Source organism: Bradyrhizobium sp. C9, from assembly GCF_002532045.1.
Taxonomy (GTDB): domain Bacteria; phylum Pseudomonadota; class Alphaproteobacteria; order Rhizobiales; family Xanthobacteraceae; genus Bradyrhizobium.
Map to the genome: position 1 here is coordinate 1 of NZ_NWTG01000040.1, position 23,964 is coordinate 23,964.

Below are 23,964 nucleotides of genomic sequence, written 5' to 3' on the forward strand. Positions count from 1 at the left end.
GGCGACAGATCACGAGCTACAAAAACACGACATCTTCACCCGCTACGGACAGTTGCCGTGTCCGCCGGCAGCGCCGGCTACTGTGCATGGGGTTGTTTTCGATATTTTGGCCGGACGCCCATCAGGAGGCCCCCTCAGGCTGGCGTTGCCTCCACCTGCACCGCGCCCAGCATGCCGGTCCGCTCGTGGCAGCCGAGATATTCGAAGAACTGCTCATCGGCAGCTGCGACCGTGACCTCGTGATACAGCCTGAGCTTTGCGGCCGGTCCCAGCGTCGACAGATACTTCATCGCCGCGCCGAAGATCCGGACATGGGTCGGATGCGATTCCGCCCAACGCTCCAGCGCCGCGAGGCTCTTCCACCAGCTCTGGCCGTAGGACTTTTCGGTCACCCGTCCCTCCGCGTCGACGACGCGCATGTAGCGGTTGGCGTAGCAGCCGATCGGCACGCCGTCGTCGCGCAGGAAATCCATGCCCTCGCGCAGCACCGGCTCGACATCGTCGAGATACATCTTGCGCTCCGACGCCTCGGTGTCGCTCCAGTCCTGCCCGGAACGGATCAGGCAGAGATTGTCATGCGCGACCACGCGGATGCGCGCGCCGTCGCGGATCACGCGCGGCTCGCCGCCCGGCGTCATCGCGTCGGTCTGCGACAGCGGGATGCGGTCGCGCATACCGCCCCAATAGGCGTGCTCCTGCACCTCGCCGCTCATGCCGTCGGCAAGCACCGCGACGCCCTCGGGGCGGCCGAGCGACGAGAACAGCGTCTCGTAGCGTTCGACATGCGGCCGCAGCACTTCGATGAAGCGGCCGACACCATCGCTGGCGCCGCTGCCGGTCCAGGCCTCGCGCGCCCCCGCAAACCAGGCGTCGAAACGCCCGGCATCGTCCCAATAGGCGACCGAGACGACGTTGGCGTAGCCGGCCTGGTCGACATATTGCGCGCGATCCCAATGCGTCGGACCGTTCTCGCCGGCGAAGCGCGTTGCGATCGATGCCAGTGCCTCGGCCACCGCAGCGGTCGGCTCGCCGCGATATTGCACGCCGAAATAGGCCATGATGACGCGTGCGACCGCGGGCTTGTGGCGCGCGACGAACGAGGGATAAGGCGGCGCGTAATCGTCGGGTACGCGACGATGACGCGAGCGGGCCGTCTGCAGATGAGATGGAATAGCGGATTCCATGGCAGTCGCCTCCGGTTGGTTGTCAGGCGCTCAGCTCGCGGCCGCGTCGATCTCTTCGATGTCGAGCGGCAGCGCGAAATGCTCGACGCGCTTCGATGGCTTCTTGTTCAGCAGCAGCCGCGTGACGTCGGGCCGCGAATAATGCCCGGCCGGGTCGGCGGCGTTCTTGGCGATCCCGATCGCGCCGAGATCGATATCGGCGAACAGCAGCCCCTCCTGATCGGGCGGCAGCTTCTCGGCGATCATGCTGCCGTCCGGCCCATAGATCGCGGCGTGGCCGCCGCCGACATGCAGCAGCGCGTGCTTGTCGTCGCGGTCGCACATCTCGTCGATCATCGCCTGCGAGACGGTGGCGCAGGGCGCCAGCACGAAGCAGGAGCCTTCGACCGCATAGACCCGCGAGGCCGCGTTGTTGACCTCCCAGCCGAGCGCCGGCGCGAACGGATCATACAGCGAGAAGCTCGGCCAGGCCGCGACATGCACCTGCTCGTTCTGGGCGTACATCGCATATTTCGACAGCGGTTGCAGATGCTCCCAGCAGCACAGCGCGCCGAGCCGCCCGATGCCGGGGCGGTCATGCACCGCAAGGTCGCTGCCGTCGCCCTCGCCATAGACCGTGCGCTCGGCATGGGTCGGCCGCAGCTTGCGCCGCTTGGCGATGGTCTCGCCGTCGGGCCCGATCAGCCATTGCGCGAGATAGAGGCTGCCGCCATCGCGCTCGGACAGGCCGAGCACCGCGGTCATGCCGGCCTTCTTCACCGCGAGCCGCAGCTTCTCGGCCTGCGGACTGTCGTAGCTCAGCGAGTTGTCGAAATAGCGCTGCACGAAGCCGCGCCCGATCGCCCAGGCCGGCGAGTCCAGCCAGATGTACCAGGGATAGCCGGGGATGAAGGCCTCGGGGAACGCGATCAGTTTGGCCCCCTTGGCGGCGGCCTCCTCGATCAAGGCAATGCTCTTGGCGATGGAGGCGTCGAGGTCGAGCCAGGCAGGCGCGGCCTGCACCACCGCAACGCGATATTTCGGATGTTCGATGCCCATGATGTCCTCCTCGTGGCCGGCGATGGCGGCCGGTTCGTACTTGATCGGGCCCAGTGGCCTCTGACATCATGCTGCCCCGGGACCGGGAACACCGTTCGACCAGGACGGAAGGAAAATTCGACTGCGGAGGAGATTCCCCCAGCCGTCCCCGGTACGAAGCTTGCTTTGTTTGCGTGGCCAGCGTTTGCACTCGTGAAGGGAGGAAATCATGCCGGCCCTGTTCACCACGGAAGCCGCGCCCACGCATCGGCGCCTCGCGCTCTGGCGCGACATCGTCTGCGACGTGTTCGTGCAACTCGACTGCAAGTCAGATCTCGGCACCGCCTTTCACGGCGCCATCACCAGCGCGCAGCTCGGCGCGGTGAAATGCTCCGTCGTCTCGTCGGGCCGGCAGCGCGTGCTGCGCACGCCGTCGCGGATCGCGCGCACCAGCGAGGATTTTATTTTGTTCGCGCTCGGCCAAAGTGGTACGGGCGGCGTGGTGCAGGACGGCCGTGAGACCGTGATCCGGCCGGGCGAGTTTGCGTTCTACGACACCACGCGCCCGTATGAGCTGCGCTTCAACGACGACTTCACGCAGACCATCTTCCAGGTGCCGCGCGCGATGCTGCACCGGCGCTTCGCCGGCACCCAGGGCCTGACGGCGACCACGTTCACATCGGATCGCCCGGTGCAGCGGCTCGCCTGGCAGTTCATCAGCGGGCTTTCGGAGATCGCCGACAAGCTCGATCCTGATAATGCGATCCGCCTCGCCGACCAGGCCGCCGATCTGCTCGCGATGGCGATCAGCGAGCGGCTCGGCGGCGCGACGCTACCGGCCTCGACGCACCGCTCCGCCCTGCTCTACCGGCTGAAGGCGCATGTGCTCGCGCATCTGCCGAACCCCGAGCTCAGTCTCACCGAAACCGCCGCGGCGCTCGGCATCTCGCCGCGCTACGTCAACAGCCTGCTGGCCGACGAGGACACTTCATTCCAGCGCTTCGTGCTGGCGCAACGGCTGGAGCGCTGCAAGCGCGATCTCGCCTCGCCCGCGCACGCGCATCGCCATATCGGCGAGATTGCTTTCGCCTGGGGCTTTAACGATCTCTCGCATTTCGGCCGCGTGTTCCGCGACCATTACGGCCTGTCGCCGCGCGATTGGCGGCACAGCCGGGTGCCGAACTGACTTCTCGGGTCGTTTGCGGCGCAAAATAGCCGGGAATCCCGACCTTCACAGATGCAAACAATTTACACTAACTCCAACGGGTTCCGTTGGTACCCTTCTTTTCGCGGGTCCGGACCGGTACAGTCCTGCCGTTGATTTAGGAGGATTTCCCATGCAGGACCGGCGCCAGAGCCCACGTGACAAGGTGTTTTACGGTGCGGTTGCGGAGATCAATGAGCGCGGCTCGACGATGGATTGCGTCGTCCGCAACATCAGTGAAGGCGGCGCCTGCGTCGAATTTGGCGACGCTACGCGACTGCCCGAAGAGATGAATCTCAGCGTCGCGCGCAAGGGCCGCTCGTTCCTGGCGCGCATGATCTGGCGCCAGGCCAACAAGGTCGGCCTCGCCTTCCGGATCATGACCTCGGACACCCCGGTCAGCGATCTCGACGAGCGGGTCCGCCGCAGCGAGATCAAGAAACGGCAGCTGCAACGACGGATCAAGGAACTGCTCGGCCAGGGCTGAGCGTCCCTCGCAGCTCCCCGGCCGCGTTTCGATCGCGGCCGGCATCTGTCATTTCGGGGGTTGCAAAGGCCAGGTTAATCCAGCATCCGGTAAGCCCGCCAATGCTGGAACCGAGAGCCATTTCACGACATGTCGTCCGCGATCATCGAGCATCCCGACGGGCTGCCGCAGCCGCAGCGCAATTGGGCCATTCTCACGATCGCGCTCGGCCTCGTGATGGCCGTCGTCGACGGCTCGATCGCCAACGTCGCGCTCCCGACCATCGCGCGGGATCTTGACGCCAGCCCCGCCTTCTCGATCTGGATCGTCAACGGCTATCAGCTCGCAATCACGATCTCGCTGCTGCCGCTGGCCTCGCTCGGTGAGATCATCGGCTATCGCCGCGTCTATCTGGCGGGGCTGTTGCTGTTCACGCTGGCGTCGCTGTTCTGCGCGCTGTCGCATACGCTGCCGCTGCTGACGGTCGCCCGTATCCTGCAGGGGTTCGGCGCCGCCGGCATCCTCAGCGTCAACACGGCGCTGGTCCGCTTCATCTACCCGCATTCGCAGCTCGGCCGCGGCATCGGCGTCAACGCGCTGGTGGTCGCCATCTCAGCCGCGGTCGGCCCGACCATCGCCTCGTTCATCCTGGCGGTCGGGACCTGGCCATATCTGTTCGCCATCAACGTCCCGCTCGGCATCGTCACACTGGCACTGGGCTGGCGCTTCCTGCCGCATACCCGCCCCGCGGTTCACGCTTTCGACTGGCAGAGCGCTGCCATGAGCGCCATCGCGTTCGGGTTTGGCATCAGCGCGATCGACAGCGCCGGCCATGGCGAGGCGCTGTATCTCTGCGCATTGGAGTTCGCGATTGCCGCGGTCGCATCCCATCTGCTGTACCGTCGACAACAGCATCTGCCCTCGCCGCTGCTACCGGTCGACCTGTTGCGGATCCCGATCTTCGCGCTGTCGATCGGCACCTCGATTGCCTCGTTCTGCGGCCAGATGCTGGCCTTCGTCGCGATGCCGTTCTATCTTGAGAACCACTTCGGATATTCGGCGGTGCAGATCGGCCTGCTGATCACGCCGTGGCCGATCGCGGTCGCATTCGCCGCCCCGCTCGCCGGCTGGCTGGTCGAGCGTTATCCCGCCGGCCTGCTCGGCGGCATCGGCCTGCTGATTTTCGCGACCGGACTGGGCTCGTTGGCGCTGATGCCGGCCAACGCTGCGCCGATCGACGTGATCTGGCGCATGGCGCTGGCCGGCGCCGGCTTCGGCCTGTTCCAGACCCCGAACAACCGCACCATGATCGCCGCCGCCCCGCGCGAGCGCTCAGGCGGCGCCAGCGGCATGCTGGGGACCGCGCGCCTGCTCGGACAAACCGTCGGCGCGGCTTTGGTGGCGATGCTGCTGGCGCGCTATCCGGCCGACGGCACCCGGATCTCGCTGATGGTCGGCGTCGGCTTTGCGATGGTGGGCGCTGTGCTCAGCACGCTGCGGCTGTCCTCGGCCGGCAGCCGCGGTGCCGACCAGGTGCGGGTCCACGAGGGCCAGCGGCTGAAAGGCGAGTGAAACTGCGCGCACACGACGCGCGACTCCATCGACGCCAAACAAACAAAAAGGCCGGCTGTTCAGCCGGCCTTTTCATTTGATTGTTCGCTTGCGCCTCAGGCCTTGACCATCGGCCCCTTCGAAGCCGGCCCCTTGGTGCCGCCTCCGCCGCCGTTGTTCGGGCCGCCCTTCGGGGGCTTGCGCTTGCGCGGCGGCAGGTTCTCGGGCTTCGGGGTGACCGGGCCCTCGACATATTCGAAGCCGATCTTGTCCTTGGCGGTCGCCTCGTCCTTGACCAGCACGACGCGGACGTGTCCGCCGCCCTTGAGGTGGCCGAACAGCACTTCATCCGCGAGCGGCTTCTTGATGTGCTCCTGGATGATGCGCGCCATCGGACGCGCGCCCATCTGTTCGTCATAGCCGTGCTCGATCAGCCAGGCCTTGGCGGGCTCGGACAGCTCGATCGTGACATCGCGGTCGGCGAGTTGCGCCTCGAGCTGCAGCACGAACTTCTCGACCACCATGCCGATCACTTCGGCATTGAGGTGCGCGAAGGAGACGATCGCATCCAGCCGGTTGCGGAACTCCGGCGCGAACTGCCGGTTGATCGCCTCGTGGTCGTCGCCTTCCCGCTTCGAGCGGGTGAAGCCGAAGGCCTGCCGCGCAAGATCGGCCGCGCCCGCATTCGTGGTCATGATCAGGATCACGTTGCGGAAGTTGACCTGCTTGCCGTTGTGGTCGGTGAGCCGGCCATGGTCCATGATCTGCAGCAGCACGTTGTACAGGTCCGGATGCGCCTTCTCGATTTCGTCGAGCAGCACCACGCAATGCGGATGCTGGTCCACGCCATCAGTGAGCAGCCCGCCCTGGTCGAAGCCGACATAGCCGGGAGGCGCGCCGATCAGGCGCGACACGGTGTGCCGCTCCATGTATTCGGACATGTCGAAGCGCAGCAGCTCGACACCGAGCGACGCCGCGAGCTGCTTGGCCACCTCGGTCTTGCCGACGCCGGTCGGCCCCGAGAACAGATAGCTGCCGATCGGCTTCTCCGGCTCGCGCAAGCCGGCACGCGCCAGCTTGATCGACGCCGCCAGCGACTCGATCGCCTTGTCCTGGCCGAACACCGTGCGCTTCAGGGTCTGCTCGAGATGCTTCAGCACTTCGGCATCGTCCTTGGACACGCTCTTCGGCGGAATCCGCGCCATGGTCGCGATCGTGGTCTCGATCTCCTTGATGCCGATCGTCTTCTTGCGCTTGCTCTCGGCGACCAGCATCTGCGCCGCGCCGGACTCGTCGATCACGTCGATCGCCTTGTCGGGCAGCTTGCGGTCGTGGATGTAGCGCGACGACAGCTGCACCGCCGCCTCGATCGCTTCATTGGTGTATTTCAGCCGATGGTAATCCTCGAAATAGGGCTTGAGGCCTTTGAGGATCGCGATCGCGTCTTCCACCGTCGGCTCGTTGACGTCGATCTTCTGGAAGCGCCGCACCAGCGCGCGGTCCTTCTCGAAGTGCTGACGGTATTCCTTGTAGGTGGTCGAGCCCATGCAGCGGATCGTGCCCGAGGCGAGCGCAGGCTTCAGCAGATTGGACGCATCCATCGCGCCGCCGGAAGTGGCGCCGGCGCCGATCACGGTGTGGATCTCGTCGATGAACAGGATGGCGTTCGGATGCGCCTCCAGCTCCTTCAGGACCTGCTTGAGCCGCTCCTCGAAATCGCCGCGATAGCGGGTGCCCGCAAGCAGCGTGCCCATGTCGAGCGAGAACACGGTCGCGGCCGCCAGCACTTCCGGCACGTCGCTGTCGACGATGCGCTTGGCGAGGCCTTCGGCGATCGCGGTCTTGCCGACGCCGGCTTCGCCGACGAACAGCGGGTTGTTCTTCTGGCGGCGGCACAGCACCTGGATCGCACGGTTGATCTCGGCATTGCGGCCGATCACCGGATCGATCTTGCCGTCGCGCGCCTTCTTGTTGAGGTTGACGCAATAGGTATCGAGCGCCTCGCCCTTCTTCTTGGCGTCCTCGTTGCCCTTGGTCTCGGTTTCCTCGTCGACGCCGCGCACCGGCCGCGCCTCGGACACACCGGGCCGCTTGGCGATGCCGTGGCTGATGTAGTTGACGGCATCGTAGCGCGTCATGTCCTGCTCCTGCAGGAAATACGCGGCGTGGCTCTCGCGCTCGGCGAAGATCGCGATCAGGACGTTGGCGCCGGTCACTTCCTCACGACCGGACGACTGGACGTGAATCACCGCGCGCTGGATCACGCGCTGGAACCCGGCGGTCGGCTTCGCGTCGTCGGCGCCGTCAGTCACCAGGTTTTCGAATTCGGTCTCGAGATAATTGACGAGGCTGGTCCTCAGCTTGTCGAGATCGACGCTGCAGGCCCGCATCACCGCCGCCGCATCCGAGTCATCGATCAGCGACAGCAGAAGGTGTTCGAGCGTCGCGTATTGATGGTGACGCTCGTTCGCGATCGCCAATGCACGATGCAAGGATTGTTCTAGGCTTTGGGAAAAAGTAGGCATTCGCGTCCTCTATGGCCCCCGGCCATCATGATCGCCATTACCGGGTCAGGCAATAACAACCTTCGTGATCGCCATTGATATAGTTACGACGGATCGTGGCGAAAGACCGGTCCCGCGATGATGGTTTTCTTCTAAATTCGGGGCACCGGAACGTCGTCCGGGGGCGCCCCGTGATCATACGGGAACGCCGTTCACCGCCGCCAGAAACACGATGCAAGACCCGTTCCGCGTCCCGCGGCAGGTCAATCGTTCCCGCGAACTATTTCTTTTCCATCACACATTGCAGTGGATGCTGATGCTTGCGCGCGAAGTCCATGACTTGTGTCACCTTGGTCTCCGCGATCTCATAGGTGAACACGCCGCACTCACCGATCCCGTGATGGTGGACATGCAGCATGATCTTGGTCGCCGCCTCGGCGTCCTTGTTGAAGAATCGTTCCAGCACGTGAACCACGAACTCCATCGGCGTGTAGTCGTCGTTCAGGATCAGGACACGATACAGGTTCGGCCGCTTGGTCTTGGGCTTGACCTTGGTGATGACCGAGGTCGACGGGCCGCTGCCCGTTCCATTGCGGTTGTCGTCATTGCTCATTTTCGGCACCGGCGCGGCGGACACCGCGGGCATGGCCGAAACCGGCTCGGAGATCGGGACTGTCAACGTGTATCGCAGCATGGCTCAGGCGTTCGAATTCCCCAGCGGAAACCGGTTGGCGATTGGAAGGTGGTCGCGATTGCCGCAAGACTAATCGCGGAACCCCCAGCAATGCTTTCCAGATTGCCGCTCCCGGTCCGATCCGGCGGCCGGATCGACCTCCGGAATATGGGCCTCACGACGCCCTGCCGCAAGCGCAGACCCGCCGTAGCCCACCGGTCCGATTCCCGGCGCGGCAACCCCCGGAAGGTTAATCATTTCTGCCTGGTTTGACAAAGGACTAGGGCATCCAATTTAGCCGGCGTTGAGGATAGTGCGTGCTTTTGCCCCGCTTTTGACCGTCTGCCGGGGCCGTACGCCGGGTTTCCGTTGCCCGATTCACCATCTGTTTAGCCGCGCAAGTCGAGATGGCCGCGCAATCCATTTTGACGAGAGCTCCATGCTTGGTTCAGCCATTTCCAATCGCGTGCGCGCGGCCGTCCGCCGGTTTTCCAGGGCGACCGACGGCAATGTCGCGGTGATCTTCACCCTCGCACTCCTGCCGATCCTCGCCTTTGTGGGTGCAGCGGTCGACTATACGCGGGCCAACAACGCCCGCACCGCGATGCAGGCGGCCCTCGATTCCACCGCGCTGATGCTGTCCAAGGATCTGACCATGGGCAACATCACGGCCGCGCAGATCCCGAGCAAGGCCCAGACCTATTTCAACAGTCTCTTCACCAACAAGGACGGCAAGGGCATTGCCGTCACGGCCACCTATACGACCCCGACCGCGAACACGGCGGCGACCATCCTGCTCACCGGGTCCGGCTACATCAACACCTATTTCATGAAGCTTGCCAATCTCCTGCCGTCTGGCGGCAATTTCCAGACGCTGAATTTTGGCTCCTCGACGACCAGCACCTGGGGCAACGTCAAGATGCGCGTCGCGCTGGCCCTCGATAACACGGGATCGATGAGCCAGAACGGCAAGATTACCGCCCTGCGAAACGCGGTGGCCGGAACCGGCGGCCTGATCGACCAGCTCAGCGCGCTGAGCAAGAACAACGGCGACGTCTACATTTCCGTCATCCCGTTCGCCAAGGTCGTCAACCTCGGCGCCAGCAACTATACCCAGAGCTACATCGACTGGACCGACTGGCTCAATCCGCCGACAACGCAGCCCGCCAACAACAACGGTTTCCTGGCGACACTTCCCATCAACTGGCATGCCGTGGGACCAGGCGCGAGGTGCCCATTCACCGACAGCTTCGGCAATACCAATGGCGCCGCAAATGGTGGTTTCGTTTGCAAAACGAGTCCGACCGCAAGCGACAGTTCGACGACCTCGACGATTCCGTCGACGACGATTACGGTCAACGGCGCAAGCGTCAAAAATCCGATTTGCCCGACTGCCGAGACGTTCCTCTCTTCCTACACCTTTGTGAAGTACAATGGCTGCTGGAGCAGCGAACCGACCGGCCTGACCGAAACATTCTGTAGCGGAAGCTCGAACTGCAGTTGCCCAAAGAACTCCTCGGGCTCCAACGTCTCGGGTTGCTCTTGCAGCGGCACCGGCAGCAGCAAGTCCTGCACTGGACTGACTTATGTTCATAACTGGACACAGCCCGGTCCCAACGACCTGACGGACAATCCCGGTCAACCGAGGGTGTCCGCCATGGTCGGATTCAAGGACAATACGAGCACCACCAACAAGGACCACATCTGGACTCCGAACGCGGTCGGAGTTGCAAATGACTGGCGCCAACCTTCGACCAACCCGATCAGCACCTGGACCGGCTGCTTGACAGACCGCACCCAACCCAACGATGCGACCGGCGCACTGCCGACGTCGTCCGATGTCACGACGTTGTTTCCCGCCTACGAGTATTTCGAGAACAGCACCGCCTACTGCAACAGCAACGTCTCGACGCCGCTCGAGCCGATCATCCCCCTGAGCTACAATTGGAGCGCGCTCAAGACGGCGGTCAACGCCATGCAGCCGACCGGCGGCACCGACCAGTCGGTCGGCCTCGCCTGGGCGTGGCAGTCCCTTCTCGTGGGCGGTCCGCTGAACACGCCGGCCGAGGACTCCAACACGACCTACAACCGGGTCATCATCCTGCTGTCCGACGGTCTGAACACCGAGGACCGCTGGCCCGATTACGGCGACGGCAGTTCGCAGGCCTCCGGCAATCCAATCGATGCCAGACAGGCCCTGCAGTGCCAGAATCTGCAGAACGCGAAGGATGCCAACGGTGCGCCGATGTACACGATCTACACCATCCAGGTGAACACCAGCTCGCCCGCCGATCCGACCTCGACCGTCCTGAAGAACTGCGCCAGCAGCCCCGACAAATTCTACATGCTGACCAGTTCGACCCAGATCCTGACGACGTTCAACACGATCGGCACGGCGCTCAGCAAGCTGCGGCTGGCGAAATAACCGCCTGCTTCAACGCAACAAAAAAGCCCGGCCAAGCGGCCGGGCTTTTCGTTTGTCTCGATCAGCAGCGCTTACTGAGCGGGCGCGAACTTGGAGACCAGCCCCTCGTAGGGCTTGAAGGTCTGCTTGGCGCAATCGCTGTACAGGCCGGCGATCTTCTGCGATTCCGCGACGAAGGTCTCGTAGGACGAGCGCAGGTACTCGGTCTGCGCCTCGAGCGCCTTGTCCAGCGACTTCACGCCCGACAGCTTCTCGACGAACGACTTGGTGTCCTCAAACGACTTCTTGGCGTAGTCGCCATAGGCGGTGGCGATCGCCTGGACGCCGCTCTGCAGGTTGTTCGCAGACGCAGTGACGGACTCGAAATGCTCTTTGCCGTAGTTCTGAATGTCTTCGATCTTGACCATGGATTGGAATTCCTTTTCCCAGACTTGAAGGCGCAAATTCCCATTGCCGGGAAGCTCCCGGCCCCCTGACAACGATTGAAATATCGCATTGCACAATAAAGTCAACAAATATTGTGCGACGCACAACGACATTTGCCCGAATCCTGGGCATTTGCGATAAACCCCGGGGGACTACGCAACGGTTGCTTAATCTTTTGGAAACTCGGTCCGCCTAACCTGATTCCCGGACTTTGTTCGCCTTCCGACAGACAGCCTTGAAAGCTGTTTGTGAACAACACCTTAGCTAGAAGAGCGACCTGAGCCGCCACGAGGGCCGATGGTTCTGCCCGAAGTGGTCTGTTGCGCAGGCAAGGATCGACGGCCGCCGGGCACAATTTCGCCTCACGAGCCAGTGATCTAGATAGAAATTGGGACGGGGAAGTAGATGCTTCGAACAACCTTGGCCTCCTCGCGGGCGCTGCGAGTTGGCGTTCTTGGGCTCGTTACCGTCACGACGGCGATCCTGATCACCAGTGATAGCGCGGAGGCGCGCCGTCACCGGCGCCACACCGCCCGTCACCATCACAGCGAGGCCGCGCGCGAAAGCTACAGCCCGCAATTCGCGACGATCGTCGTCGACGGCAACACCGGTTCGGTGCTGACGTCGAACAGTCCCGACGGCCTGCGGCACCCCGCCTCGCTCACCAAGATCATGACGCTCTATCTGCTGTTCGAGCGCCTCGATTCCGGAAAGATGAAGCTCGACACCGAGATGCCGGTTTCCGAGCACGCCTCCGAGCAGGACCCGACCAAGCTCGGCCTGCGGCCCGGCCAGACCATCAGGGTCGAAGACGCCATCAAGGGCCTCGTCACCCGCTCCGCCAATGACGCCGCGGTCGTGATCGCCGAGGCGATCGGCGGCAGCGAAGACGACTTCGCCCGGATGATGACCCGCAAGGCCCGCGCGCTCGGCATGAGCCGGACCACCTATCGCAACGCCTCGGGCCTGCCCAACGACGAGCAGATCACCACCGCGCGCGATCAGTCGACGCTCGGCCGCGCCATCCAGGATCGCTTCCCGCGCTACTATCGCTACTTCTCGACCACGGCGTTCAATTTCCGCGGCCACACGATCACCGGCCACAATCGCCTGCTCGGCAGCGTCGAAGGCGTCGACGGCATCAAGACCGGCTACACCCGCGCCTCCGGCTTCAACCTCGTGACCTCGATCCACCGCGGCAACCGCTTCCTGGTCGGCGTGGTGCTCGGCGGCCGCAGCGGCGGCTCCCGCGACGCCATCATGCGCAACCTGCTGGCCGAAAACATCGGCAAGGGCGCGACCACCCGCACCGCCGCCGCGATCACCGAGCGCAACCCGGCCGACGCCAATGTCGAGGTTGCCGATGCCGACAACGCCCGCAGCGCGGACACCGTGCCGGTCGCAGCGTCGGAGCCCGCCGCGGCAGCCGTCGCGGTGCAGGCGCCGCGCCCCGCCAGCAAGCCCTCGCTGATGGCGGCCGTCGCCGCCGCCCTGCCGCCGCCCCCGGCGAAGCCTGAGCCGCAGGCCAAACCCGAGCCGGCCCCGTTGACCTCAGGCGTGATCCAGACCCAGCCGATTGCCGCGATCCCTGGCTCGGCCGAACCGATGAAGCCGGTCAAGGTGAAGACCGTGCAGGTCAAGGCCGGCCAGGTCAGGCTTGCCGCCGCAGGCCCGGCACAGTCCGCGCCCCCGATCACCAGCACCATCCCGTCGCGCGGCGAAGTGCCCGAGACCTCCAATGCGATGATGGCGCGGGCTGCCGAGACCTCTCGGCCGGAGATGCCGCCGCAGCCGGCCAATTTCGGCACCGGCAACGGCATCCTCGGCGTGCTGCCGGCCTCGGCCGTCCATGCACCGGCCGCTGCCCCGGCGCCGCAGGCCGTGGCCTCGATCGAACCGACCCGCAGCCTGCAGGCCGCCCCGCAAAGCAGCGTCCTCAAGCCAGGCGCCCCGCATTCCGGCTGGATCATCCAGGTTGGCGCGCTCGAGTCCGAAGGCGAGGCCAACAAGCGTATCGACCTCGCCCGCAGCTCGGCCCGCGGCCTGCTCAGCAAGGCGGACCCGTTCACCGAGGTCGTGGCCAAGGACAATCGCAAGCTCTACCGCGCCCGCTTTGCCGGCCTCGAACGCGATCAGGCGGAAGCTGCGTGCAAGACGCTGAAGCGCGCCGAGATCTCCTGCATCACCGTTCGCAACTGATCGACCCGATCGCTTGATTTCAAAGGGCCGGCGCCGCAAGCGCCGGCCCTTTTGCTTTGCGCGCCGCCGCGCGAGCGGCCGGCCTGTCCGCGCGTGGCGCGACCATGAAACTTCTCGTCAAGATTTTACGGTTAAGTTTTCCCGAAAGAATGATCGGTCACGCCGGACAGCGGCGGGCCACATACGGGGCATCAATCAGAAGCGGAAGGCAGCTCTCGGCTGTGGCGTCAGTAGCGTAGCCGGAGTTAGAGATGCGTGCGAAGCAGAGTATCCTTGGCCTCGTTCACACGGGCAGCGAGGTACGTCGAGCCCCCCTGGTCGGGATGGAGTTTCTTCATCAGGGTGCGGTGAGCCCGGCCAATGTCGTCACGCGACGCTCCCGGCTGCAGGCCAAGGATCTGATAGGCCTCCTCGTTCGTCATTTTACCGCTCGTCGCCGCACGGCCCTGCCCCCCTGTCCGGTCGCCCTGAGCGTCCTGACGCCAGGCGGGAAAGCGGCGGTCCAGATAGCTTTCAAGTAGCGCGACGCTTTCGGCGTCGAAGCTGGGGACCATCGCCAGAAGCTGCGACAGGTCGAACTCGTCGAGCATGCGGCCGGCCTGCGGTCCCGCCACGATCTGCCCCTTGAGCACGCCGCTGTCGTGATCGAGACTCATGTCGAGATACTGCGAGCGCACCCGCGAGCTTTGTCCCTGATTGCGCGAACCGCCGAACATGCCGCCGAAATTGGGAAAGCCGGTGCTCCCGAACGGCGACCAGCCGAGCAGTCCGGCGCCGAAGATGCCGAGCGGGATTGCAACCGCCAGTTCGCCCCGCACCCCGGTGAAGGCCGCAACGGCGAGTGCAAGCACCCCGCCCACGATCTTGATCGCACGCGCAAGCACGGCAGGGTTGGCCGCACGAAACATCTGCAGCGCGGAATAAAGGACGACAACGGCGACGACGCCGGCGATCAGGGTTGGCATGCGCGGAATATAAGCGGCCCGGCGACAAAAAGCATGCGAAGCTTCGTCTCACTGGAGCGTGAAGGTCCCTCAAGCGCGATAAGATCCGGTAGAATCGTCATCGCGCTTTAGCTCCTTGTTTGAGCATGATCTTTTTCGGAAAACCGCTTCGCACTTTTCCGGCTTTGGCGTGGCGCCGTCCCCTGCGATTGAATAGCTTGCGGCAATCGCGTTGGAGCAAGCTTGATGGCGATTGACGGACTGATCAGCCTTCGCAGCCATGTCGGGCCGCAGCAAACGGCCGACCGGCTCAAGGCCGAACTGCAGGCGCGCGGCCTGACGCTGTTTGCGCAGATCGATCATGCCGCGGGCGCCGCAGGCGCAGGTCTTGCGCTGCGTCCGACCGAGCTGTTCGTGTTTGGCAACGCCAAGGGCGGCACGCCCTTGATGCAGGCTGCGCAGACCGTCGGGATCGATCTGCCGCTCAAGGCGCTGGTTTGGCAGGACGAAGCCGGCGCCTGCTGGTTCTCCTACAATGACCCGGCCTGGCTCACTGAGCGGCACGGCGTCGCAGAAGCGACCCAACGGGTCACGGCCAACATGTCGGCGCTGCTCGGCGCGATTGCCAAAGCCGTGACGTCGGGCGGAGCCTGACCCGGCGGGCGGGCTATTTCATCTGGCCGATCAGCCGCGCCGCCCCGCTCGTCGTCTTCGCCAACTGCAGCAGTGCCTCGCGGCCGCCGGCAGCATAGGCCGCGGCAGCGCGCAGCAGCTCGCGGAGCTGCGCCGCCGCGCCGGGATCGAACCTGCACCATGCGCCGCCGGTCAGCCGCGCGATCTCGCGGAACGTCTGCTCGGCGGTGGCGTCCGCGCCCTCCTGGAACATGAAGACCGGCACCTTGAGCAAGCCGAGCTCACCGGCGCTTGCGCACAGCGCATCGGCATTCTCCTCCATCGCGTCGCCCACGAACACCAGCGCGCGCACGCCTGCCGCAACCGCCTCGCGGCGGGTCTCCGACAGCACCTTGCCGATCTGGGTGTTGCCGCCCTGGCAATCGATCTTGCTCATCAGCCGCGCGAGCTGCGCGCTGTCGGAGATCCAGCCCGACGCACGGCACTCGTTGAAGCCACGATAATAGACGAGGCGGATATCCAGGCTGCCGAGCGAGCCGGCCTCACGGAACATGTCCGCTTGCAGCGTGCACGCCATGTCCCATGTCGGCTGCCGGCTCATCGTGGCATCGAGCGCGAACACCAGCCGGCCGCGTGCGCCGGCGCGATGCGGCGACATCGCGCGCGCCTTGGCCACGAACGCGGCGATGTCATTGGCGCTCGACGCCGGCACGCCAGGCGTATCGGCCGGGCGCACGTCGCTTCCCGATGTCGGTTTGATCGTCTTGCCAGCCATCAGCGCTTGCCTCGTACAGCAAACACTATGTGGGCCGCGGCATCGGATTGGTCAACGTGACGCGCCCACCGGCCCGGATCGTATCCCGGGCAGCCCTGTCAGTTCGTGACCGACGGATCCTTCTTTGTCTCGGTCTTGGTCAGCGAGAGCGATTTCTTTACCTTCTCGCCGAAGGTCTGCGGCTTCTCGACCGGCACGTAGAGCGAGACGGGACCCGGCTCCAGAATCTTCGGCGGCGCATTCCTGGTGTCGACCGCCGCGACATCGCTGTCGGTGTCGGCCAGGAATTTATCGAGCATCGCCTGGATCGAGTCCTTGGCCTTCTCGGGTCCGGTATCGCGCATGTCGTTGTGCTGGAAGTTGGTGTTCACGACGGTGATGCCGGCCTTCTCACACTCCTCCTCGTCCGGCACCACGCCGGGATCGGGCTTGAAGTGCTGATCGTGCGACCGGAACGAGAGGATCTTGAACTTGCCGTCGGTCATGAACGGCACGCGCAGATTGTCCAGCGTGACGACCTTCTTGATCTCGTCAGGATATTGCTTGGCGAAATACATCGCGATGTCGCCGCCGTTGGAATGGCCGACCATCGTCAGCTTGCTGTAGTCGGCGTTGGGCTGACGCTTCTTCATCTCCTCGATCGCGAATTTGATGTTGGTGATGCCGCGCTGATACTGCGGCAGGCGCCCGACATAGAGCTCGCCGACCTTGGTCACCATCGGTCCATCCGACGGCAGGTCGTTCTGAATGCTGATGGTCAGATAGCCGCGCGCCGCGAACACGTTCGCGAGGAAGGAATATTCGGTAAATTTGACGGTATTGCCATGATTGAGGATCGCAACCGGGAGCTTGATCATGCCGGCGTCGGCCTGCATCTCCTTGTCGAAGCGCACGGCAACGTCGACCGCGACCGGCCGCTCATCGCGGGTCGGATCCTTGAACATGAGCGTTTCGTGACGGATCGCCCACTTGCTCGCGGTGAAATACGCACCCGTGATTACGACGGAGAGCGAAAGCAGAACGAGAATTCCACGCTTCATGACGTCCTCGAGGTGCCAGCCTTTACAGGGCGATTTTGGCGGAGGCTCTTCGGCCTCCTTTTAAGAATATATGTCACAGCGCCGTGACAGGAAGTCCAAATATTGTGGCTTCGGTGGCATAACGTTGTGCGCCGCACCTATACTTTGTGCAGTTGCACACGTCTCACCGCGACGGCTCGTGCTCTCTTCTCTCCTTAGACGCGAGTTCCCAAGGTTGAGTTCGAGCCTTGGATCGCCTTTGGATCGACGCTGAGGAGAAACTGGATTTGGGCTGCTTTGTTCCGGCTTTTTGGCCGTGGTGTGGCCGAAATCACCGGGAAACCACGGATTTCAATCGATTTCGGTGTAGATGATCAGCTTTAGGCCGGGATCGTCATTGGCCTGGAAGGTGGCGTATTCAAAGGTCAGCCGGCCGCGCTTGGGGTGGTTGAACACCTTTCGTCCGGCAACGCTGACGCTGACGTCGTGGGTCCCCCACCAGCCGTCGAACTCCGGACAGCCCTTGCGAAGCCGCGCCTGCAGGTCGAGGAAGGCCGGATCGCCGGCCCAGAGGTCGTGGGTTCGGCGGAACTGGGTCACGATGCGCCGCGCCTCCTCGGGCCAGCTTGCACCGAACAGCCGCCGGCTCTTGGGGTTGGTCAGCACATAGATCAGCGTATTGCGCTCGTCCTCCGGCAGGCGGCCGAAGGCGAAGACCTCCTCCGCGGCCGCGTTCCAGGCCAACACGTCCCATCGCCGTCCCGTGACATAGGCCGGCTGGTTGAGGCTCTCGACGACGCGCCGGATCGCAGGCGGCACGGTCTCGGCGGCGAACGGGCGGCGGTCGCCGTCCTTCGCGAGCGCCCGCAGATGCGCGTGCTCTGCCTTGCTGAGGCGCAGCGCCCGCGCCAGCGCGTCGATCGTGGTGACCGATGGGCTGACGGAACGGCCCTGCTCGAGGCGGATGTACCAGTCGACCCCGATGCCGGCGAGCTCGGCCACCTCCTCGCGGCGCAAGCCGGGCGTGCGGCGCCGCCGCCCGGCCTGGGCGCCGGTGAGCTTGGGCGTCAGCTTCTGCCGCCGCGACCGCAGGAAATCACCTAGTTCGCTTTGCCGCGCAGTGGCCATCACAGGGGCTCCTGAGTGGGTTTGACAGTCCTAGGATAATACCAGGTCTTCCTGACCGCAACGGAGCGCGGGATGATGCCGCTCTCAACCAGGACCAGACCAGATGAAAGCAGCAATCCTGAAATCGTTCGGCTCGCCGCTCGTGATCGAGGAAATCCCCACACCCGCGATGGGCACGGGTGAAGTCCTCGTCGACGTCGTTGCGACGCGCGTGCTGTCCTACGCCAACGAGGTCTTCAGCGGCGCGCGCAACTACCTGCTCGAGCTGCCGGCCGTTCCAGGCCCCGGCGCCATCGGACGGGTGCGCGCCGTCGGGCCGGACGCGACCCACCTCGCCGCCGGCGATTGGGTGTACTGCGATCCGACCTTCCGCTCACGCGACGACAGCATCTCGCCCGACATCACCCTGCAGGGCTGGAGCGCGCGCGGCGAAGGCGGGCTGCGCCTGCAGCGCCACTTCCGCCACGGCTCGTTCGCCGAGCAGACGCTGGTGCCGACCGAGAACGTCAAGCGGATCGGCACGATCGATCCGGCCGACGCGCCATCATGGTGCGCGCTCGGCACCTGCCTCGTGCCCTATGGCGGCTTGCTGGCGGCGCGGCTGCAGCCTGGAGAGACCGTGCTGGTGAGCGGCGCGACCGGCAATTTTGGCAGCGCCGCGGTCGCGGTCGCGCTCGCGATGGGCGCGGCCTGCGTCGTCGCGCCAGGCCGCAATGAAAAGGTGCTGGCCGATCTGGTCCGCAGGTTCGGGCCGCGCGTGCGCCCGGTCAGGCTCAGCGGCAGTGAGGACGACGATCGGGAGCGGATGCGGCGTGCCGCGCCCGGTCCGATCGACTGCGTGCTCGACCTGATGCCTCCGTCGGTCACGACGACAACGGTCCGCGCCGCGATCATGACCGTACGTCCCTATGGCCGGGTCGTGCTGATGGGCGGCGTCGGGATGCAGGGCGGACCGGGGCTCGACTTGCCCTACCCGTGGATCATGCGCGACTGCATCAGCATTCACGGCGTCTGGATGTATCCGCCGGAGGCGACGTTCGGCCTCGTCAATCTCGCCCGCGCCGGGCTGTTGCGGCTCGACCAGTTCGAGGTCGTGACGTTCGATCTCGATCACGCCAACGACGCCGTGGCGCACGCCGCCGCCAATGGCGGACCGTTCAGGATGACGGTGCTGACGCCGAACTAAACCCGAGGCGGAATTCCTTGCAGGACGTCCTTGAAGACGCCGTACTGCAATTGAACGCCTGCGGGCTGTAGTCCTGGTAGTATCCCGCGGTCGAGGCCTAGCTGCCGATGATGTCGTCGACTTCCAGCGGCTTGTCGACCTGGCTGAACCATTCGGCCCGGTTGGCGGCGCGGCGGCGGCCGCGCTCGTCGAGCGGAAGCTTGAGTTGGCGCAACAGGCCCATGACCTCCTCGCGCGCGGTGACGTGCCCAAGGCTCGGGCGGGTGCCGAGCGTCACCTCGTCGATGTCGTCGAGCGCCGTCAGCCCGCGCGGGAAGAACTCGCGATAGACCACCCGCTCGGCAAAGCCGTCCACCGCACGGAACCCGAGCCGCAGCGATAGCTGCTTCAAGCCGTCGGCAACCAGCTGCTTGTTGCGCGAGCCGAGCATCGACAGCCGGTTGCGCACCACGATCCAGTCGGTCGAGGCGCCGTCGAGCTGGCGGCGCTTGCGCCTGGTGTCGCGCACCATCTCCGCATAATGGCTCTCGCCGATCACCGCATAGGTCGCGGGATCGACGGTGCCCAGCACGTCGAAATCGAGGAAGCTGTCGTTGATCGGCGTCACCAGCGTGTCGGCCATCGAATGCGCGAGCCGCATCAGGTAGCTGTCCGAGCCCGGGGTATCGATGACGATGAAATCATAGGCACGTTCCACCGCGCTCACCGCGGCCATGAACTGCTGGAATTCGGCGTTCTCGTTCTCCTCGATCTGCATCGTCTCGCCGTACTTGATGCAATAATGCGCGGGGAGTTCGAGATCGAGCCCGGAACGCCGCGCCCAGGCCTGGCGATTGCTGATGTAGCGGGTGAAACTCTGCTGCCGGCAGTCGAGATCGATGCTGGCAACGCGCTGTCCGGCCTTCAGGAGCGCAACCGCGATATGCAGGGCGGTGGTCGACTTGCCCGAACCACCCTTCTCGTTGCCCAGCACAACGACGTGTGCGGAGCCGGATTGACCCTGACTAGCCTGCACCAACATGATTCAAACCCCGACAATGATCTTCAAATCGCGCACGGCTGCGGTCAAGTGAAATGCATCACTGCGCAAGGAAATCAATTGCAGCCGCCCTTAATGATGAATCGCACGCGCAAGCCGGCTGCGTCGATCGGCGGCACGCGGCCTGCGATCCATGCGCGTGCGAGATCGGGTAATGCTTGCGCGGCGGTTTGCTGATAGCGGTTCGGACTTGGTAAGCTCCGCTCGAGCGCCAAACCTTCCACCTGGATTCCCCCACCCAGCTTGCCCCACGAGTCGAGACCAGATGCCGAGAAATCCCACCGTCGTCCGCACCGTCCCTGCCCTTCGTCGCGCCGTCGACGCCCTGCGCGCCAGGAAGGCGACCGTCGCGCTGGTCCCGACCATGGGAGCGCTCCATGACGGCCATGTGTCGCTGGTGCGGCTCGCCAAGCGCCGCGCCAAGCGCGTCGTCGTCTCGATCTTCGTCAACCCGACCCAGTTCGCGCCGACCGAAGATTTCGGTTCGTATCCGCGCACCTGGAAGGAAGACGTCGCCAAGCTCGCCGCCGAAGGCGTCGACCTGATCTGGCATCCCGAGGTGAAGGCGATGTACCCGGACGGCTTCGCCACCCGAATCGTGCCGGAGGGACCGGCCACCGCCGGCCTAGAGGATCGCTTCCGGCCGCATTTCTTCGGCGGCGTTGCCACCGTGGTCGGCAAGCTGTTCACGCAAGTCCGGCCCGATGTCGCGATCTTCGGCGAGAAGGACTTTCAGCAGCTCCGGGTGGTGACCCAGATGGCCGCGGACCTCGATCTCGGCGTCAAGGTGATCGGGTCGAAGACGGTACGTGAACGCGACGGCCTCGCGATGTCCTCGCGCAACGTCTACCTCTCGGCGGAGGAACGGCGCGCGGCCCCCGAGCTCAACCGGGTGATGAAGCAAGCGGCAAGCCGCCTGCGCGCCGGCGAGGACGCCGCAACCGCCATGGCCACGGGCGCCGCTGAGATCACCAAGGCCGGCTTCGCGCTGGATTATCTCGAGGTCCGCCACGCCGCCTCGCTGGCGCCGATCGGCTCGCTGAAGGACGGCCCGATGCGGATGCTGGTGGCGGCAAGGATCGGCAGCACGCGCCTGATCGATAACATCGCGGTCTGAGGCAGCATCCGAAAAGTGTGAAGCGGTTCACGCGCAAACGACATGCGGACCTGTAATGAGGGCCCGGCCTCATCCTTGCGGCCGGGTCGTGCTTGCGCCCCGCCCGTGACGCAGGGATGATCGCCCCCTTCAGAGGCGATCGGGATGATCAAACGTTTCAGGCAAGGCATGCTCCTCGGCATCGCGCTGCTGGCCACCAGCGCGGCGCAGGCGCAGGCGCAGACCCGCCCGCCGGTCGGCGGCGTCAATTCCACCCCCGGCGCGATGATCTTCTACGTTGCGCATGGCGCGCCCGATGCCTGCGGCCCGGGCTGCTCGGACTGGATCGCCGCCGAGGGCTCCGTGCAATGGGACACCTACAAGCGCCTACTGGCGATCCTCGACCGGCAGGCCGGACGCAAGCTCCCGGTGGTGATCAACATCAAGGGCGAATCCAACCTCAATGTCGCCTCCAGCCTCGGCCGGATCCTGCGCGACCGTGGGATAGATACCGCGGTCGCGGCGACCGAGGTCGAGGCCTGCAGCGGCAAGCCCGAGGAGGAATGCTTTGCGCTCAAGCGGCCTGGCGGCCCGCTGGACGCCAAGGAGAAGCCGTCCAGCATTGCCTGCGATCTTGCCTGCGTGCTGGTGCTGTCGGGCGGCGTGCATCGCAGCCTGCCGGCGGGCAGCCGCGTGGTGCTGAGTGGCATGGCGATCCACAACCGGCTCGCCCCGAACGTCTCGGCCGAGCATCGCGAAAGCCTGACCTCGATCTTCACCGACCAGTTCCGGCGCTATCTCGGCGAGATGGGGATCGACCATGAACTGCTCGACGTCGCCGTCAGCAACGCGGGCGGCGGCCGCTATGTCGAGATCCCAGCGTCCGAATGGGGCCGGCTGCATCTCGTGACGCAGTGATCCGCGCCAGCCTTCCGATTGCGCAGAGCAATCCGATTGCTCAGAGCAATCCGAGGTCGCGCAACTCGCGGCGCATTGGCTCCGGCATCGACGCCACGCTGGCTGCGCTCGACTTGGTGAGGTCTACCGGCGCGGAGTCCGCGGTCAGATAGCGCCAGCCCTGGAACGGCCGCATCGGCCGCGGCGAGACGGCGATCACCTTGGGCTGCATCACCAGCCGGCAGCGTCCGATGCCGTCCTTGTCGCGGAACGGCTCGATCGCGATGATCTTCTCGCGCGCGGCGATCTCGCCACGGATCACCCAATACAGCGAACCGCCGGCGAGGATCTCCTCCTCGCGCTTCGGCGTCATCCGCGTGATGTGGACGTGACGGAGCGGCAGGCCCTTTTTCTTCGCGGTCGCCATGCGTTCGGCGACCCAGCCCTTGAGTTCCTTGACCGAGTCGCAACCGACGGCAAGCTTGATGAGATGAAGCGGCATGCGCCGGATGTAGCGGCCGGCGCGGGCTTTGGAAAGGGAGCGATATCAGCGGCAGTGGATATCGGGATTTACTGCCCGGAACGGTGCAATGACGACGGCTTGCGCCGCCGTCATCAGCTCATTCCTGGTTCGCGGCCGCCGGCGCACTCGCCGCGGCAGGTGGCGGCGACGCCGGTGCAGGAGCAGGAGCAATCTGGACCGGGCGCTTCGGTGCGGGCGGCCGCTTCGGGGCAGCGGGCGCGGCGGCGGCGCGTGCAGCCGGCGGCGGGGCCGCTGCAGCCGGCTTCGCCGGTTCGGGCGACATGATGCTGACCGGCGGCGTCGAGGACGCGCTCGGAAACTCCGCATTGGTCGGCTTGCCGGTGGGCATCGACGGCGGCAACGCTGCGATCAGGCCGTTGGCAGCCGACGCCTGCGCGCCGGCCGGTGCGTTCCAGGATGCCGCATAGCGCGTGACCAGGTTCTCGTAGGTCCGCTCGTTCATGTTGTTGATGATCTGGTGGTTGTCGCCCAGCGAGCGGAACGCGGGACACGCGGTCGGCGTGCAGTGGTCCCGCGCCATCAGTGCGTAGGCCACGAGGCCGTAGCGGTCGTGCTCGATGGCGCGGCGCAGCGCCTGCAGCTCGGTGGTCGTGTTGCGCTCCGCGGTCGCGAGGTCGCCGAGCGCGGTCAGGCGCGAGATCTGCGCCGCCGCATAGCTGACCGCCGCTGCAGCCGTGTCAGACGAACCGAACAGCACCTTCTCGCAGGCATTGAGAACGGCGTCTCCGGCGAGGTCGTCGATGCAGGCCAGCGCCGGCGCGGTCTGGCTGCTGAATTGGGCCGTCCGTGTGTCGGCGGGCGCCGCCTGCCCGCCCGGCCCAAAGCCGCGGATCGTCGCGGCGACCGCAACCGCGATCGACAGCAGCGTAATGACGGTCAGCGCGCCGTTGGCGACGGACTTTTCCGCGCGCAGCAGCGTGACCAGAACGACAATCCCAAAGAAGCCCGCTGCGGCCAGGGTCAGCCACATCGGGAAGGTCGGTGAGCGCCAGATCTGATCCAGCGAGGAAGCCCAATTCATGCGCGATGTCCCTCAACGCGGCGTAAGCACAAC

21 protein-coding genes are annotated in these 23,964 nt (G+C 65.2%); 9 read left to right on the forward strand and 12 right to left on the reverse strand.

The features are described from left to right. Nucleotides 1–134: 134 nt before the first annotated feature. Together CO675_RS37900 and CO675_RS37905 are read right to left on the reverse strand one after the other, a co-directional pair. Complete coding sequence (locus CO675_RS37900; RefSeq protein WP_097676978.1) at nucleotides 135–1,184, reverse strand: phenylacetaldoxime dehydratase family protein; 1,050 nt, start codon at nucleotides 1,182–1,184, stop codon at nucleotides 135–137. Nucleotides 1,185–1,214: 30 nt separating this feature from the next. Continuing rightward, nucleotides 1,215–2,222 (reverse strand): carbon-nitrogen hydrolase family protein, encoded by a 1,008-nt coding sequence (locus CO675_RS37905; protein ID WP_097676979.1) that lies wholly within the window; start codon nucleotides 2,220–2,222, stop codon nucleotides 1,215–1,217. A gap of 208 nt (nucleotides 2,223–2,430) precedes the next feature. Between CO675_RS37905 and CO675_RS37910 the strand changes: the two genes are divergently transcribed. From CO675_RS37910 to CO675_RS37920, 3 genes are all read left to right on the forward strand, one after another. Beyond that, nucleotides 2,431–3,387, forward strand: coding sequence for an AraC-like ligand-binding domain-containing protein (locus tag CO675_RS37910; RefSeq protein WP_097676980.1), 957 nt, complete (start codon nucleotides 2,431–2,433; stop codon nucleotides 3,385–3,387). A 151-nt stretch (nucleotides 3,388–3,538) separates the two neighbouring features. Continuing rightward, a complete protein-coding gene (locus tag CO675_RS37915) occupies nucleotides 3,539–3,892 on the forward strand; it encodes a PilZ domain-containing protein (protein ID WP_097676981.1) in 354 nt (117 codons plus the stop codon). 129 nt (nucleotides 3,893–4,021) lie between these two features. After that, on the forward strand, nucleotides 4,022–5,443 hold the full coding sequence (locus CO675_RS37920; RefSeq protein ID WP_097676982.1) for an MFS transporter: 1,422 nt from the start codon (nucleotides 4,022–4,024) through the stop codon (nucleotides 5,441–5,443). Between the two features lie 95 nt (nucleotides 5,444–5,538). Here the strand turns inward: CO675_RS37920 and clpA are convergent, their stop codons facing one another. Together clpA and clpS are read right to left on the reverse strand one after the other, a co-directional pair. Continuing rightward, nucleotides 5,539–7,947, reverse strand: a complete 2,409-nt coding sequence (clpA, locus tag CO675_RS37925) for an ATP-dependent Clp protease ATP-binding subunit ClpA (protein ID WP_097676983.1) — start codon at nucleotides 7,945–7,947, stop codon at nucleotides 5,539–5,541. A 259-nt stretch (nucleotides 7,948–8,206) separates the two neighbouring features. Further along, entirely contained in the window at nucleotides 8,207–8,539 is a 333-nt protein-coding gene (clpS, locus tag CO675_RS37930; protein ID WP_026192863.1) for an ATP-dependent Clp protease adapter ClpS, read from the reverse strand. A 499-nt stretch (nucleotides 8,540–9,038) separates the two neighbouring features. Between clpS and CO675_RS37935 the strand changes: the two genes are divergently transcribed. Beyond that, a complete protein-coding gene (locus CO675_RS37935) occupies nucleotides 9,039–11,024 on the forward strand; it encodes a TadE/TadG family type IV pilus assembly protein (RefSeq protein WP_097676984.1) in 1,986 nt (661 codons plus the stop codon). A 71-nt stretch (nucleotides 11,025–11,095) separates the two neighbouring features. On the opposite strand, the gene CO675_RS37940 is transcribed toward CO675_RS37935, so the two are convergent. Further along, complete coding sequence (locus tag CO675_RS37940; RefSeq protein ID WP_021078275.1) at nucleotides 11,096–11,431, reverse strand: phasin family protein; 336 nt, start codon at nucleotides 11,429–11,431, stop codon at nucleotides 11,096–11,098. Between the two features lie 424 nt (nucleotides 11,432–11,855). On the opposite strand from CO675_RS37940, the gene CO675_RS37945 reads away from it, so the two are divergent. Further along, nucleotides 11,856–13,649, forward strand: a complete 1,794-nt coding sequence (locus tag CO675_RS37945) for a D-alanyl-D-alanine carboxypeptidase (RefSeq protein WP_097676985.1) — start codon at nucleotides 11,856–11,858, stop codon at nucleotides 13,647–13,649. A gap of 245 nt (nucleotides 13,650–13,894) precedes the next feature. On the opposite strand, the gene CO675_RS37950 is transcribed toward CO675_RS37945, so the two are convergent. Beyond that, nucleotides 13,895–14,614, reverse strand: a complete 720-nt coding sequence (locus tag CO675_RS37950; RefSeq protein ID WP_097676986.1) for a DnaJ domain-containing protein — start codon at nucleotides 14,612–14,614, stop codon at nucleotides 13,895–13,897. A 225-nt stretch (nucleotides 14,615–14,839) separates the two neighbouring features. Here CO675_RS37950 and CO675_RS37955 point away from each other — a divergent pair, with 225 nt between their 5' ends. Further along, on the forward strand, nucleotides 14,840–15,247 hold the full coding sequence (locus tag CO675_RS37955) for a DUF302 domain-containing protein (RefSeq protein WP_097676987.1): 408 nt from the start codon (nucleotides 14,840–14,842) through the stop codon (nucleotides 15,245–15,247). Between the two features lie 13 nt (nucleotides 15,248–15,260). On the opposite strand, the gene CO675_RS37960 is transcribed toward CO675_RS37955, so the two are convergent. The 3 genes from CO675_RS37960 to CO675_RS37970 form a co-directional block, all read right to left on the reverse strand. Further along, nucleotides 15,261–16,001 carry a vWA domain-containing protein gene (locus CO675_RS37960; RefSeq protein WP_097676988.1) on the reverse strand — a complete coding sequence of 247 codons (741 nt, stop codon included), beginning with the start codon at nucleotides 15,999–16,001 and terminating at the stop codon, nucleotides 15,261–15,263. Nucleotides 16,002–16,099: 98 nt separating this feature from the next. Beyond that, nucleotides 16,100–17,041, reverse strand: coding sequence for an alpha/beta hydrolase family protein (locus CO675_RS37965; RefSeq protein WP_097676989.1), 942 nt, complete (start codon nucleotides 17,039–17,041; stop codon nucleotides 16,100–16,102). 330 nt (nucleotides 17,042–17,371) lie between these two features. Beyond that, nucleotides 17,372–18,148, reverse strand: a complete 777-nt coding sequence (locus CO675_RS37970; RefSeq protein WP_097676990.1) for a helix-turn-helix transcriptional regulator — start codon at nucleotides 18,146–18,148, stop codon at nucleotides 17,372–17,374. A 103-nt stretch (nucleotides 18,149–18,251) separates the two neighbouring features. Between CO675_RS37970 and CO675_RS37975 the strand changes: the two genes are divergently transcribed. Beyond that, nucleotides 18,252–19,334 carry a zinc-binding dehydrogenase gene (locus tag CO675_RS37975; RefSeq protein ID WP_097676991.1) on the forward strand — a complete coding sequence of 361 codons (1,083 nt, stop codon included), beginning with the start codon at nucleotides 18,252–18,254 and terminating at the stop codon, nucleotides 19,332–19,334. 97 nt (nucleotides 19,335–19,431) lie between these two features. Here the strand turns inward: CO675_RS37975 and CO675_RS37980 are convergent, their stop codons facing one another. Further along, the gene (locus CO675_RS37980) at nucleotides 19,432–20,355 is read right to left on the reverse strand and encodes a division plane positioning ATPase MipZ (protein WP_097676992.1); all 924 of its coding nucleotides are present in this window, start codon (nucleotides 20,353–20,355) and stop codon (nucleotides 19,432–19,434) included. Between the two features lie 283 nt (nucleotides 20,356–20,638). On the opposite strand from CO675_RS37980, the gene panC reads away from it, so the two are divergent. Both panC and CO675_RS37990 read left to right on the forward strand, forming a co-directional pair. Continuing rightward, nucleotides 20,639–21,490: a pantoate--beta-alanine ligase gene (panC, locus tag CO675_RS37985; protein ID WP_097676993.1), complete on the forward strand. Its 852-nt coding sequence runs from the start codon at nucleotides 20,639–20,641 to the stop codon at nucleotides 21,488–21,490. Between the two features lie 144 nt (nucleotides 21,491–21,634). After that, on the forward strand, nucleotides 21,635–22,387 hold the full coding sequence (locus CO675_RS37990) for a hypothetical protein (RefSeq protein ID WP_097676994.1): 753 nt from the start codon (nucleotides 21,635–21,637) through the stop codon (nucleotides 22,385–22,387). Nucleotides 22,388–22,427: 40 nt separating this feature from the next. Here CO675_RS37990 and CO675_RS37995 read toward each other — a convergent pair whose 3' ends face one another. Next, nucleotides 22,428–22,868: a DUF1489 family protein gene (locus CO675_RS37995; protein ID WP_097676995.1), complete on the reverse strand. Its 441-nt coding sequence runs from the start codon at nucleotides 22,866–22,868 to the stop codon at nucleotides 22,428–22,430. 118 nt (nucleotides 22,869–22,986) lie between these two features. Then, a complete protein-coding gene (locus tag CO675_RS38000) occupies nucleotides 22,987–23,931 on the reverse strand; it encodes a hypothetical protein (RefSeq protein ID WP_097676996.1) in 945 nt (314 codons plus the stop codon). Nucleotides 23,932–23,964: the final 33 nt, after the last annotated feature.